Below are 13,779 nucleotides of genomic sequence, written 5' to 3'. Positions count from 1 at the left end.
ATGAAGATTTTGACGAAACGAAATGGAATTATTGCTCTTATCATCTTAGCTTTTTTATTCCCTATTATCGGTCAAAACGACTATTATCTTCATATGTTAACACTCTCATTCATTTGGACAATTGCTGTTTACGGAATCAATTTGTTATCAGGCTATACTGGTTATCTCTCGCTTGCTCATGCTGGATTTTTTGCAATTGGTGCATACTCACTTGGGCTGCTGACAGTAAAATCTGGAATGAATTTTTGGCTGGCTCTTGTGGGGGCCTGTTTGATCACATGTGCGATTGGATTTGTAATCGGATTAATAGCATTGAGGACAAAGGAACACTTTTTCGCCATATACACATTATGTGTAGGCTATATCATATATCTGGTCATTGATAAATGGGAGGGGCTGACGGAGGGAGTTAGAGGATTGATTGGCATCCCTGCTCCAGGTAATATCGGTCCAATAACATTCGATACGGCAACTTCACAATATTATCTTGTCCTTGTGTTTCTGCTTGCGGTGATCATAGTCATGTATCGGATTATCCATTCGTTAACAGGTAGAACGTATATGGCCATCAGGAATAGTGAGGACCTTGCTCAAACGATTGGTATATCCACGATGAAGAATAAACTGACGGCCTTTGTCCTTTCTACATTTTTCGCAGGTTTGGCTGGAGCCCTGTATGCTTCATTCATTCGGTTTATTGGACCTGATATCGGCTCCACCTCCATTATGTTCGACCTATTGATGTATCTCTTAGTTGGTGGAATTGGGACACTTTCGGGACCGTTGGTGGGAACGTTACTGCTCGTAATACTTTCGCAAAATCTGCAATTTCTTCAAGAGTACCGAATGTTGATCTTCGGACCTTTGCTTACATTAATCATCATTTTTTATCCACGTGGAATCGCAGGTGCCATCTTTGATTGGAAAATCAAACGAAAAGATAAGAAGCCGCCTGTTTTGAGAAACGATGTTTCTATTAAAGTGGGGGAGGGATGAAAATGATTATTGAAACTAAGAATTTGACAAAGCGGTTTGGCGGCTTAGCAGCAGTCAATAATGTGGATTTTTTGATTAAAAAAGGAAAAATCAATGCTATTATCGGACCGAATGGGGCGGGGAAATCCACTTTTTTCAACTTGATTAGCGGCTTTCATCGTCCAAGCTCTGGAACCGTCATTTTTAAAGGAATTGATATCACCAAGCTTCCAGCTAATGAAATAGCAGCGCTAGGAATTTCAAGGACCTTCCAAACAACCAGTCTTTTTGATAAATCGACCGTATTGGATAATGTCATTGTTGGGCATAGACTACGCACCAAATCGAATTTGGTAGACGCCATTCTAAGAACAAAACGCTTAAAACGAGAGGAAGCGGCATGTCGGGATAAGGCTATGGAGGTGCTGGAGATTGTTGGATTAACGGATGTGGCTGACAAAATAGTCGCTAGTGTTTCGCAGGAGGAAAAGAAACGGACAGCCATCGCCCTTGCTCTTGCAACGGACCCGGAAATTATCTTTCTTGATGAACCTGCTGCAGGAATCAACCCGGATGAAACGGAAGGACTGACAGTTCTGATCAAGAAGTTAAATCAATCCGGTCTTACGATATGTTTAATCGAGCACAAAATGCATATGATTATGAACTTGGCTGACCACATCATGGTTTTGAATTACGGAGAAAAAATTGCCGAGGGTACACCTAAGGAAATCCGAAGTAATGAAGCGGTTATTAAAGCCTATTTGGGAGGTAGTGCTAGTGCTAAAGTTATCTAATGTTGCAGTCAGTTATGGAAGTTTTACTGCAATCAAACATGTGAATATCGAAGTTGCCAAAGGGGAGATTGTCGTTTTATTGGGGGCGAATGGAGCGGGTAAAAGTACGACTTTTCGTTCCATTAGTGGTATCAGTAAGCTGTCTCAAGGAGAAATTTATTTTCAAAATAGTCCTATAGGCGGTCGGGCCCCGGATAAGAATGTTCAAGCTGGAATTGTTCAGTGTGCCGAAGGACGTAAACTGTTTCCGCAAATGACTGTCCAGGAAAATTTGAGGATGGGGGCATATGTGCATCGAAAGAAAAAGGCGGAAATCAAGCATTCTTTGGAAAAGGTATATAATTTATTCCCGATTTTAAAAGAAAAGAATCATAATGATGCAGGAAGTCTGAGCGGTGGGCAACAGCAGATGCTTGCCATAGGTAGGGCATTAATGTCTAAGCCAAAGCTGCTGATGCTTGATGAGCCTTCGGTTGGACTCGCACCTTTGATTGTGGAACAGATGTTTAAGGTTATCGAAGAAATAAACCGGGAAGGAATCACCGTTCTACTTGCAGAACAGAATGCGAATGCTGCCCTCAGCATTGCAGATAAAGGTTATGTTTTTGAAAATGGGGAAATTGTCGTTCAAGGAACAGCAGATGATTTATTGGCTAATGGTGAAGTACGGAAAGCGTATATTGGAGCATGAAAAAAAGAATGGGGGATTTATTTATATGAAACAACTGAAAGTGTTATTTGTATTCATGCTGGTAGTAGTAACTGCATTGGTTGGCTGTAACAAGGGAGACAGCCCCGCATCAAGTAGTGGTAAAAAAGGTAAAGGAGGAAATGTCGTTAACATCGGTTTTAGCGGTCCGTTAAGCGGGGCTGCAGCATTGTATGGGAAACGAACGTTAAATGGTGTGGAAATGGCCGTCAATGAAATCAATGATGACGGAGGGTTTGAAGTAGATGGAGAAAAATACACGCTTAATCTCGTTTCTTTGGATGATAAATACTTACCGAATGAAACAGGTTCGAATGCTAAACGCTTAATTCAGGAATATGATACACCGATTATATTTACGCCGCATAGCGGCGGTGTCCTGGCGCTGCAGGTTTTTAATGAACAAGAGAAATTTATCATTGGCGCCTATACGAGTGAGCCTTCAGTTACCGAAAGCGGAAATTCATTAACCGTACGAATTCCACCGAATTATGAAGGATATATCGAACCGTTTACAACGTATGCCATGGAACATTTCGGCAAAAAAATTGCAGCTTTGCCAACCTCTTCTCAATACGGAAAAGACTGGACAGAAGCGGTTCTCCCTCATTGGAAAAAGCAAGGTGGTAAAGTCGTTTATAATTCCTCGATTGATTTTGCTAAAGAAACAGATTTCTTTACGATTGTTACAAATGCATTGAAAAAGGATCCTGATGTGCTGTTTATCGGAGGTGCGTCTGAACCGACGGCAAAAGTAGCGAAGCAAGCTCGGGAGTTAGGGTTTAAAGGCGGTTTTATTATTATGGATCAGGCGAAGCTGGATCAAATGAAGCCGATTGCAGGATCATATGAAACATTGGAAGGCTCAATCGGTGTCCTACCTCTGATTAACTCCGATGAAGAAGCAGTGCCAGCTTTTATTGAGAAATATCAAAAAAATTATAAGGAAGATCCAAGCTCCGAAGTCGGTTTGAATTACATCGCGATGTATGCTTTTGTAGAAGCGATGAAATCAGCAGGAAGCGTGGATGACGTCAAGGCGATTCGCGAACATATGCAGGACGGGCTGACTAATATTTCTGCTGAACAGAAAATCTACGATATCCCAACAATTGATGAGAATGGAGGATTCGCATCTACAATTGTCGTTGGAGCGGTTGAAGATGGAAAAGTAGTTCCCATTCGTTAAGGTGAACAAAGCCAGTGCTGGTGTCACGAAAAATATCCCTGATAATCAAGTAAACAGTCATAAAAAAAGTAGCTAGTGTGCGGCAGAATTCTACCAGTATGTACTGATAGAGAAGATTGTTGTATTTCTTGGACGTGTACTGGAATCCTTCAAATGAAGGATTCCAGTACACGTTTCTTTTTTTGTTTCTTCCACAATGTATCCATTACTAGGGTAAGATTCATACTGTCAGGTACTTTCTAGAAATGATAATATTCTAGTAAAGGCCTGAACGATAGAAAAACAATAATAAAGGCGACAATAGCAAAATGTGAGCTTCGTGTAGTTATTTCCAACTCTGGTAAAAGAGTAGATGACGGATCCTTACTTTCCTAAGTAACGATTGAAAAAGATTTTTATAAGAAAGTAAGGTCTACTCTAGATATTATGGGAAAAAAAGATATGGTAAGTATGGATATTCTAGACGTGTAGGACCATTAGGTAGTACAGCACCTATAATGGTATCAAACAAGGAGAGCATATTTTTGAATTATTAGGTGATAATGGAATCCTTACTTTAGATTTCATGTATTTAAAAATCAATCTGAAAATTCAATAAATTGTCATTACCATACATAAGATGATTTGTCTGATTATAGGGGGAATATTAGATTAAATAATAATTCATTGCTGAAATGGGGCTAGAAGTAATTGAAAGACTATTTTTTATTTACCTTTGGATGTAAGCTTGATCATAGCAATATTGAATATTTAGTAAAAGAAAGGCTAGAATCTTTTGTACGACCAATAATGGTAAATAACAATTGGACCGACCAAAATCCTAAGATAAGAAAAGATTCAAATATACATTTTACGTATGATGTGTATGATGTGAATGACAAAAAACATAATGAAAATTTGTATTACATCAAAGATTATTATATATCGGAAGAACAACTTTTTGGTTTTGAATACTCTTTGAGAAAACTTAAAGGAAATCATATATGGTGCCGTCCTAATACCCGAGGTCACTTTAACATGAAAATTGAAGAAATCGAATATACTGGTCATATATATGTAACTATTAATAATGATATAGAGATACGTTTATTGGACAGGGAAGTGCCAAATTCATTAAGGGGGCAGATTCATTTAGTCCCTGAAAAAGATCAATGGATAGAACTCCCAAGAAGTCTGACAGAAGAGGAAAAAGATAAACGGACACTAAATTGGATAGTAGAAAGTCTGATTAAAGTTGAAAAAATGTAACGATAATTCAATTATCATTAACAAAGCCTTCCTCATAAAGAGAGTGGCTTTTTTTAATTTAATAATTGTGTATATATTAATGAATAGTGAAGGACCAAATACATTTCGACCAAATTCTTCAGAGAAACCACTAATACAGTTACCTAACTTACCTCAACAATTCAATTTAACTACAAGCCTTCTCAGCAACAATGAACCCAATATGAAATGAAATTCACAGGCAGTTCAAAGCATGTTCATCTCGATTTCACTAATAAGCAGCCATACTAATTCATTAAGTATGGCTGCAACTATTCCTGTTTTGTTCTCTCGGGATGTTATGGGTGGATAATGTTTTATTACTCTTTATATTTCTTTAAGCTCTTCAATACCGACTTCTGACCTTTCCTCTAATGGCCCTCTTAGATGTACAGTAGCTGTTCTTCCATCTTCATTTATATTATCAATCCAAACTGAAGTGCCATTATATCTCACCTCAATGTCAGATGGTGAAGAAAGAATCTGTTTTACACGATTAACATCCACAAAAATCCCTCCCTTATTATTTGTCTAATTATTATTTGAAAAGGTAAATGATTTTATTCTTTTTTTAAAAGAAATGCAGATGATAATCTAATAACACCGTCTACAATATAAGAAAATTCCGAAGTATTCATAAGAGTAGATATTATGCTATCAGGTTTATCCTCTAAGAATCCATCTGATGGCTGTGGTATTACATACTCCATAATATGACGTGGTAAGCGTTCTTTTGAAATAATAGAATGATTTTCTGAAATCAGGTATTAAAAAGTAAAATGATACTAAACTTACAAAAAAATCTTGTTATTTAGTAATGAAAGCGCTGCCATTTAATATAATATAAAATATAATTTCAAGATAATTGATTATAAATTGAAATTATATTTAAGTAATTGATAATAGGAGGATCTATTTGTCTATGGAAGAACGACTGCGTTCATTAACGACTGAATTACGCAATGAAGGGACCATGAACATCGACAGTGTAAATACACTGGAAATTATTACTGCTATTAACAACGAAGATTTAAAAGTGGCAGTAGCCGTACAGGAGGTTTTATTAGATATTAAAACGGCGGTTGAATTTGCTTATGAATCGTTAATGAAAGGAGGAAGACTCATCTACATTGGGGCTGGAACGAGCGGTAGACTTGGTGTTCTTGATGCAGTGGAATGTCCACCGACTTTCAGCACATCACCGGATAAGGTGCTGGGAATAATGGCTGGAGGGGAAAAGTCATTTGTTCGAGCAATTGAAGGAGCAGAGGATAAAGAAGAATTTGGGAAAAGAGATTTAACAAACGTGGATCTTACAGCTAATGATACGGTTATCGGCATTGCAGCAAGCGGTCGTACTCCTTATGTGAAAGGAGCTTTACATTATGCAAGAAAGGTAGGAGCAAAAACGGTGGCTTTATCGTGCAATAAAAACTCCATCATCACGGAAGTCGCTAATATTGGAATTGAAGTTGAGGTCGGACCCGAAGTTTTAACAGGGTCTACGAGAATGAAAGCGGCAACTGCACATAAAATGGTACTTAATATGATCTCAACAGCTACCATGATTAGAATGGGAAAAGTGTATGAAAATCTGATGGTAGATGTAAATGTAAGCAATCAAAAACTAAAGGATCGTGCAATAAGCATTATACAAACTGTTACGAATGTTGAATATGATATTGCAATGAAAATGCTCGAAAAGGCGAATAATCAGGTTAAACCAGCGATTGTAATGATAAAGACTTCAACAACTTATGATCAATCAACGGAGTTACTAGAAAAAGCGGATGGAGATGTCAGAAAAGCCATCTCGATGCGCGTGGATTAAGGAGAGAAAGCAATGGTTACTGGAGGATTATCCATTATACAGACGATGCTAAGTAAGCTTCCACAATCAGAACAAAAACTAGCAGAATATATCCTACAGAATCCTCATGAGGTAGTGAATAGCACTGTACAGGAGTTGAGGACTTCTGCTCATACAAGCGGGGCTGCTGTGATAAGGTTGTGCAAATCTCTCGGTTTGAAAGGATTTCAAGATTTGAAAATGCGGATTGCTGGGGATTTAATGAAGTCTGTTGAACAGGGTTACCGAGATATTGAGCCTTCAGAATCACTGTATAGGATTGTTGAAAAAACAACCAGTAATACGATTCAGATTATTCGTGACACTTCTGAAATTATCGATCACGATAATCTCAAAAATGCAATTAAATTGCTGCTGAACGCTAAAACAGTTCACTTTTGTGGAGTGGGGGCTTCGAATATTGTTGCCGCAGACGCTCAGCAAAAACTGCTTCGAATCAACAAAGGGGCAACTGCCTTTACTGACATGCATTTAGTTGCAACTCTGATTGCCAATGCGGATGAAAATGATATCGTTTTTGCTATTTCATTCTCAGGAGAAACACCTGAAGTTGTCAATATATTAAAACTTGCTAAAGATCGAGGAGTCAAAACGATCGGCCTGACTCATTTTGGTCAAACAACGGTATCTTCTTTGTGTGACGCTTCGCTGTATACATCCTTTTCAAATGAAGCTCCGTTTAGAAGTGCTGCAACATCTTCCCGATTGGCACAGTTATATATGATTGATATTTTATTTTTAGGAATGGCGTCAGAACAGTACGAAGAGACTGTCCAATATATTGATAACACACGGGCAGCCATCCAATCGATGACAGATCGTTATAAATGAACATTCATTTGGAGATTTTGACAAAGGGGGCTTTTGAATGGGCAAGGGGGATAAGTACGCCGATTTAGCACGAGAATTATTAGAAAAGTTAGGTGGGGCATCAAATGTTGTAGGATCTGCACATTGTATGACCAGGCTGCGGGTATCACCAATCGATCGTTCAAAAGTAAACATGGATGAAATTAAAAAAACGGAAGGCGTTCTTGGTGTCATCGAAGAAGAAACGATTCAAATCGTTCTGGGTCCAGGAGTAGTGAACAAGGTGTACGCTGAATTTGAAAAGTTTCTCGCATCATCTGAAGATTTTAATTTAAAAGAAACTGCTACCAAGAACAAATCAGAGATTGATAGGAAAAATGCAAAACCTTTTAAACTATTTTTACGTAGAATTGCGAGTATCTTTATCCCGTTAATTCCTGCATTAGTAGCTTCAGGCCTGATTACAGGGATTACAAAAGCGGTCGTTCAAGCGGGCTGGCTTGCGGGTGATTCACAATTAGCCATTATATTAACTGTTATCGGATCTGGATTATTTGCTTACCTTGGGATTTTAGTTGGGACTAATGCGGCAAAGGAATACGGGGGATCACCTGCACTTGGTGCACTGGCTGGTATCTTGGTTATCAACCCGGCAGTAGGCGACATTTCATTGTTTGGTGAAAACTTGCTCCCAGGACGTGGAGGGTTAATTGGAGTCCTTTTTGCTGCGATTTTTATAGCATTGGTAGAAAAGCAGGTAAGGAAATTCATTCCTCAATCACTGGATATAATGTTGACTCCAACCATCTCTTTACTTATTACAGGGATAGTCACTTACATTGTATTTATGCCGGTAGGAGGATTTTTATCGGATACGATTACAACAGGTTTATTAAATATATTAGATTTCGGTGGAGTTGTAGCTGGATTTGTGCTTGGAGCAACATTCCTACCGCTAGTCATAACTGGTCTGCATCAAGGTTTAACACCTGTTCATCTTGAATTGATCAACGCGATTGGAGACGATCCTCTGCTTCCCATTTTGGCAATGGGTGGAGCTGGCCAAGTAGGTGCGGCATTTGCCATCTATTTCAAAACGAAGAAAGCAAGCCTAAAGCGAGCGATAGGTGGAGGTCTTCCATCAGGAATGCTTGGTATCGGCGAACCTCTTATATTTGGAGTGACATTACCACTCGGTCGTCCTTTCTTAACCGCATGTCTAGGGGCAGGGGTAGGAGGCGCATTTCAAGCTCACTTCGGAATTGCGACCACTGCAATCGGTGTGTCTGGATTACCACTTACCTTTTTAGTTCATCCAAACCAAATTGTGCTTTTCTTGGCAGGGTTATTCATTTCCTACGCAGCAGGATTTATTTTTACGTACTTATTTGGATTTAAAGATGAAATGGCGGTTGAATTCAAGTGATTGGAATCTCTTTTTATCTACAAGACCCAGATGCAGAAACACAAATCATTCATGCAGCAAACTTAGGTGTGAAGCGAGCATTTACCTCGCTTCATATTCCTGAAGAAAAAGGTGATCACGTACAAAGAATGGTTGATCTATTAAAGCTTGTAGAGTCATATGAAATGGAAATCCATGCAGATGTCTCATTAAACACGCTTAATCATTTGGGAATTAGCAATTTTGAGGAGTTATCGTCATTAGGGGTTAAGGGAATTCGTTTGGATGATGGGTTTGACTATGAAACGATAAGATCTTTATCTGAGGTATTTTCTCTTTCGCTAAACGCAAGTACGTTAAAGGAAGATGAACTAATGGCCGCACTTGGGAGCGGAATAAAACCTGATAGACTCATAGCCTGGCATAACTTCTATCCAAGGCGTGAAACGGGTCTCGAGGAAGAATTCTTTCAAAATCAAAATAGAATGTTCAAGAAGTATGGAATACCTATTGTTGCTTTTATCCCGGGTTCAGGAAGTAAGCGAGGACCCCTTCATGATGGCCTTCCGACGCTTGAAAAACACAGGTTTATGAATCCTTTTGCTGCCGGAGTTGAACTGTTTCAGCATGTGAATGGAGTATATATTGGAGATCAAGGTGTGGAAAACGATTTGATTGAGAACCTATCCGCCTTCAATGATCGGAATATTCTGTCTATTCGCGTGAAGTCTTCCGTTTTGCAAAGCGGTATTTACGATTTGCGGCCAGATGTTTCAAGGGATGTGTATCGGCTACAACATACCCGTGTCACAACACAGATTAAGCCGCAAAATACTGTCGAACGCTGCCTTGGTTCCATTACGATGGACAATGATGCATATGGGCGATATCGGGGAGAGGTCCAAATTTGCAGGCGAGATTTAGAAGCAAATCATCGAGTCAATGTGATAGGGCTAGTTATAGAGGAAGATCTTCCTTTGTTAGCACTTCTAGAATCTGGTCAATCCGTAAACCTACAATGTGAAGAATTATATATATAGATTTAGAAATACACAGAAAATAGGTGATCATTTCACTCACTTCAGTTCAGTTCTTACACTCTATTACACTCACGAACTAAAAGCCCTGGCCCACGAAGTGTTAATTAGCAACTAACGATACAACAAGAGGATTTTCTGTCATTAAGAAAGCTAAGATCCCAGAAAAAGAGCTGGATTTTCCTTGGAAAATAAAAAAGTGAATGAGAAATTGATAAAGGTGGCTACTGGATTTCAAGGTGCTGCCTTTATTGTCATAAGAGTGTGGAAATTTGTAAAAAACGATCATACGGCTAACAACATTTAGTACACATCATCACACACTTAAGAAGCATTGAAGATGGATGAGGATTCACTAACTTCTTTAGACAGATATTGATTAAAGCTTCTTGGGAACCTTTTTACCTACTACTGCTAAGAAAGCCTTTTGAGATTAAAAAGTAAAAAGGAGGATGCCAAAATGAATAAAAAGATATGGGCACCTGCTGGGTTAGCTTTTTCCTTGGCTTTATCCACTCTTGGTGGAATTACATCAGCAAGGGAGTTTGCGGAAGAAAAACCAGTGCCGGATGTTCAGACAACCGTAGAAAATATGTCCATTGAGGAGAAAGTCGGTCAAATGCTCATGCCAGATTTTTGTAATTGGCAAGAACAAGGAGAAAGAAAAGCAACAGGTTTTATAGAAATGAACTCAGAAGTTGCAAGCATCATTGAAAAATATCATTTAGGCGGAGTGATCTTGTTTGCTGAAAATGTTGTAGATACCGAGCAAACGGTACGGCTGACAGATGGTTTACAGAATGCGAGCAGGGATCTTCCACTATTTATAACTATTGATCAGAAGGAGGAATCGTAACTCGCCTTCAAACAGGAACGAATCTTCCGGGAAATATGTCGTTGGGTGCAACTAGAAATAAGAATTACGCCTATCAGTCTGGAGAAATCATCGGCAAGGAATTGTCCTCTCTTGGTATAAATGTAAATTTTGGACCGGCTGTGATGTCAATAATAACCCTGGAAATCCAGTTATTGGCGTCCGTTCCTTCAGTTCTGATCCAGATCTTGTATCAAAACTTGGGATTCAAACCATAAAAGGATTGCAAAGTCAGAATATGATAGCAACGACTAAGCATTTCCCTGGTCATGGAGATACGGCGGTTGATAGTCATTATGGTCTTCCCCTTGTCTCGCATAATAAAGAGCGCTTACGTTCTATCGAGTTAGTTCCTTTCCAAAAGGCAATCGATGCTGGAGTAGATATGATAATGACAGCACATGTTCAATTTCCTGCATTCGATGATACTACTTATATCAGTAAAAAAGACGGACAAGAAATTATGGTCCCGGCAACACTGTCACAGAAGGTCATTACTGGTCTTTTACGTGAAGAAATGGGATTTGATGGCGTAGTGGTTACAGATGCATTGAATATGCAAGCCATTGCGGACAATTTTGGACAAGAAGATGCTGTTGTTTTGGCCTTGAAATCGGGTGTTGATATTGCATTGATGCCTGCACAAGTAAACTCGCTTCAAATGGAAAAGAATATAACCTCTGTATTCGATGCAGTGAAGGAAGCCGTGGAAAGTACTGAAATTCCGCTTGATCAAGTCAATCGTTCTGTAACAAGAATACTTGAGCTAAAAGTGAAAAGAGGGATTCTAAAGCTGGGAAAAGTCGCTGCCGACACCCCAATTGATAAAAAAATATTAAGGGCTCTTCAAGTGGTCGGTAATAAAAATTCTTTGAAAAAAGAAAGGAAAATTGCGGAAGATGCAATCACTCTTTTGAAAAATGAAGATAAAACATTGCCCTTCAAACCTAAGAAAAATGAAAATATTTTAGTTCTTGCTCCTTTTGCCGATCAGATTGAATCTATGTCAAGGAGCATCAATGAATTAGTTGATCAAAAGAGGATAAAGAAAGTCCAAGTTACAGGTATGAGTTTTTCAGAAAAGTCATTCACTATTGAAGTGGCAAGACTCATTGATGAAGCCGACTATGTCATTACTGGGTCCTATATTGTAAAAAACGATCCGGCCGTAAATGATGGAGTGATTGATGACAGTATTCAAGATTCAAGCAAGTGGGCAACAGCCTTTCCAAGAGCGGCCATGAAATATGCACAGAAAAAAGATAAAGGGTTTGTGTTAATGAGTGTAAGAAACCCTTATGATGTTGCCAATTTTGAAGAAGCAAAAGCCGTGATGGTTGTATACGGATTTAAAGGATATTCAAATGGGCGGTATAGGCAGCCAAATATACCGGCAGGCATCGCGACGATCTTTGGAGAATCAAAACCGAGGGGGACGTTGCCAGTGGGTATTCCATCCGTGACAAAACCATCCGAAAGCCTTTATAAATTTGGGTATGGATTAGATATTAAATCTGGCAAGCCTATTAAAAAGTAGAGGGGAAACACAATGAAAAGAATTCTTATTATATTCACCATTTGTCTGTTGGCCTTTAGTATAGTTTCCTCTAAAAGTGTTACTGCCGATAAGGAAAAGAAAAAACAAAAGGTCATGCCTGGTATTGAAGTTCTTTTAAAAGATGAGAAGGATGTACTAAAAGGAAAAAAGGTGGGGTTGATTACAAATCCAACAGGAATCGATTCCAAATTAACGAGCATCGTTGATCTGCTGTATGACGATCCGGATATTGAATTAACTGCGTTATATGGACCCGAACATGGGGTTCGTGGAGATGCGCAGGCAGGGGCAAGCGTTGAATTTTATATAGATGAAAAAACAGGATTGCCCGTTTATAGCTTGTATGGTAAAACGAAAAAGCCAACGCCTGAAATGTTAGAAGGTGTAGAGGCTCTTGTCTTTGATATCCAAGATGTCGGAACGCGTTATTACACCTATATTTATACGATGGCCTATGCAATGGAAGCCGCGAAAGAAAATAACATCCCGTTTATCGTGTTAGACAGGCCGAATCCGCAAGGGGGGATATCAGTAGATGGACCAGTACTTGAACCGGAATTCTCATCATTTGTTGGTTTGTATCCGATTCCGCTTAAACATGGGATGACAGTCGGCGAACTCGCTACATTGTTTAATAAAGAGTTTAAAATTGGTGCAGATTTAAAGGTCATTAAAATGAAAGGCTGGAAGCGCTCGATGGATTATGACGAAACTGGGCTTCCATTTGTCTTGCCATCGCCAAATATGCCAACAGTGTCCACTACATTTGTATATCCAGCTACAGGGCTAATTGAGGGAACAAATGTCTCGGAAGGCAGAGGGACGACTAAGCCATTCGAATTAATCGGTGCACCCTATATCAACAGCGATGAACTTGCGGGGAAATTAAATGGACTACGTTTGCCCGGTGTGAAATTTAGGGCTGCCTCTTTTACACCTTCGTTTTCAAAGTATGCAGGTAAACTTAGCCATGGAGTTGAAATCTATGTAACTGATCGTGATGAATTTAGGGCTGTACCAACTGGACTGCACATTATCAAGACCATTCATGATCTTTATCCAGATGATTTCGAATTTCTCGCAGCCAATAATTTCAGTCTATTAATAGGTAATGACTGGGTGAGAGCAATGATTAAAGAAGGCTCATCTGTGAATGAAATTATGAAAGAATATCAGCCAGAGCAAGATGCTTTTAAAAAGGTTCGCGCACAGTATTTACTTTATAAATAACCGGAGGAACTTAGAAAAGTCTGTAAGGGCTTTTCTTTTTTTTAATTAAAGGGGTATAA

11 protein-coding genes and 1 pseudogene are annotated in these 13,779 nt (G+C 39.0%); 11 read left to right on the top strand and 1 reads right to left on the bottom strand.

Annotation, left to right across the window (positions count from 1 at the left end):
* From JFV29_RS01055 to JFV29_RS01035, 5 genes are all read left to right on the top strand, one after another.
* Nucleotides 1-996, top strand: a complete 996-nt coding sequence (locus JFV29_RS01055; RefSeq protein ID WP_201180747.1) for a branched-chain amino acid ABC transporter permease — start codon at nucleotides 1-3, stop codon at nucleotides 994-996.
* 2 nt (nucleotides 997-998) lie between these two features.
* The gene (locus JFV29_RS01050) at nucleotides 999-1,772 is read left to right on the top strand and encodes an ABC transporter ATP-binding protein (protein WP_201180746.1); all 774 of its coding nucleotides are present in this window, start codon (nucleotides 999-1,001) and stop codon (nucleotides 1,770-1,772) included.
* Entirely contained in the window at nucleotides 1,756-2,463 is a 708-nt protein-coding gene (locus JFV29_RS01045; RefSeq protein WP_201180745.1) for an ABC transporter ATP-binding protein, read from the top strand. The genes JFV29_RS01050 and JFV29_RS01045 overlap by 17 nt, the downstream gene beginning before the upstream one ends.
* Before the next feature lie 25 nt (nucleotides 2,464-2,488).
* Complete coding sequence (locus JFV29_RS01040) at nucleotides 2,489-3,670, top strand: ABC transporter substrate-binding protein (protein ID WP_201183281.1); 1,182 nt, start codon at nucleotides 2,489-2,491, stop codon at nucleotides 3,668-3,670.
* A 690-nt stretch (nucleotides 3,671-4,360) separates the two neighbouring features.
* Nucleotides 4,361-4,918, top strand: coding sequence for a hypothetical protein (locus tag JFV29_RS01035; protein ID WP_201180744.1), 558 nt, complete (start codon nucleotides 4,361-4,363; stop codon nucleotides 4,916-4,918).
* Between the two features lie 345 nt (nucleotides 4,919-5,263).
* Here the strand turns inward: JFV29_RS01035 and JFV29_RS01030 are convergent, their stop codons facing one another.
* A complete protein-coding gene (locus JFV29_RS01030; protein ID WP_201180743.1) occupies nucleotides 5,264-5,443 on the bottom strand; it encodes an H-type small acid-soluble spore protein in 180 nt (59 codons plus the stop codon).
* A 409-nt stretch (nucleotides 5,444-5,852) separates the two neighbouring features.
* Here JFV29_RS01030 and murQ point away from each other — a divergent pair, with 409 nt between their 5' ends.
* From murQ to JFV29_RS01000, 6 genes and pseudogenes are all read left to right on the top strand, one after another.
* Nucleotides 5,853-6,767, top strand: coding sequence for an N-acetylmuramic acid 6-phosphate etherase (gene murQ / locus JFV29_RS01025; protein WP_397443430.1), 915 nt, complete (start codon nucleotides 5,853-5,855; stop codon nucleotides 6,765-6,767).
* Nucleotides 6,768-6,779: 12 nt separating this feature from the next.
* Nucleotides 6,780-7,637, top strand: a complete 858-nt coding sequence (locus JFV29_RS01020; RefSeq protein WP_201180742.1) for a MurR/RpiR family transcriptional regulator — start codon at nucleotides 6,780-6,782, stop codon at nucleotides 7,635-7,637.
* Between the two features lie 37 nt (nucleotides 7,638-7,674).
* Nucleotides 7,675-9,042 (top strand): PTS transporter subunit EIIC, encoded by a 1,368-nt coding sequence (locus JFV29_RS01015; protein WP_201180741.1) that lies wholly within the window; start codon nucleotides 7,675-7,677, stop codon nucleotides 9,040-9,042.
* On the top strand, nucleotides 9,039-10,061 hold the full coding sequence (locus JFV29_RS31310) for a MupG family TIM beta-alpha barrel fold protein (protein WP_201180740.1): 1,023 nt from the start codon (nucleotides 9,039-9,041) through the stop codon (nucleotides 10,059-10,061). Before JFV29_RS01015 ends, JFV29_RS31310 begins: the two co-directional genes overlap by 4 nt.
* Nucleotides 10,062-10,518: 457 nt before the next feature.
* Nucleotides 10,519-12,469: pseudogene (locus JFV29_RS01005) on the top strand (glycoside hydrolase family 3 N-terminal domain-containing protein).
* A gap of 12 nt (nucleotides 12,470-12,481) precedes the next feature.
* A complete protein-coding gene (locus JFV29_RS01000; RefSeq protein WP_201180739.1) occupies nucleotides 12,482-13,720 on the top strand; it encodes an exo-beta-N-acetylmuramidase NamZ family protein in 1,239 nt (412 codons plus the stop codon).
* Nucleotides 13,721-13,779 lie beyond the last annotated feature (59 nt).

Origin of the sequence: Peribacillus sp. TH16 (genome assembly GCF_016651095.1) — a bacterium.
GTDB classification, from domain to species: domain Bacteria; phylum Bacillota; class Bacilli; order Bacillales; family DSM-1321; genus Peribacillus; species Peribacillus butanolivorans.
The sequence above is the reverse complement of the archived record's forward strand: the minus strand, read 5'-3'. Positions and strand labels throughout refer to the sequence as shown.

Bases quoted from the DNA above. Each gene is read 5' to 3' on its own strand.
- JFV29_RS01000 (WP_201180739.1), top strand. From the start codon at position 12,482: ATGAAAAGAATTCTTATTATATTCACCATTTGTCTGTTGGCCTTTAGT.
- JFV29_RS01015 (WP_201180741.1), top strand. From the start codon at position 7,675: ATGGGCAAGGGGGATAAGTACGCCGATTTAGCACGAGAATTATTAGAA.
- JFV29_RS01050 (WP_201180746.1), top strand. From the start codon at position 999: ATGATTATTGAAACTAAGAATTTGACAAAGCGGTTTGGCGGCTTAGCA.
- JFV29_RS01055 (WP_201180747.1), top strand. From the start codon at position 1: ATGAAGATTTTGACGAAACGAAATGGAATTATTGCTCTTATCATCTTA.
- JFV29_RS01040 (WP_201183281.1), top strand. From the start codon at position 2,489: ATGAAACAACTGAAAGTGTTATTTGTATTCATGCTGGTAGTAGTAACT.
- JFV29_RS01020 (WP_201180742.1), top strand. From the start codon at position 6,780: ATGGTTACTGGAGGATTATCCATTATACAGACGATGCTAAGTAAGCTT.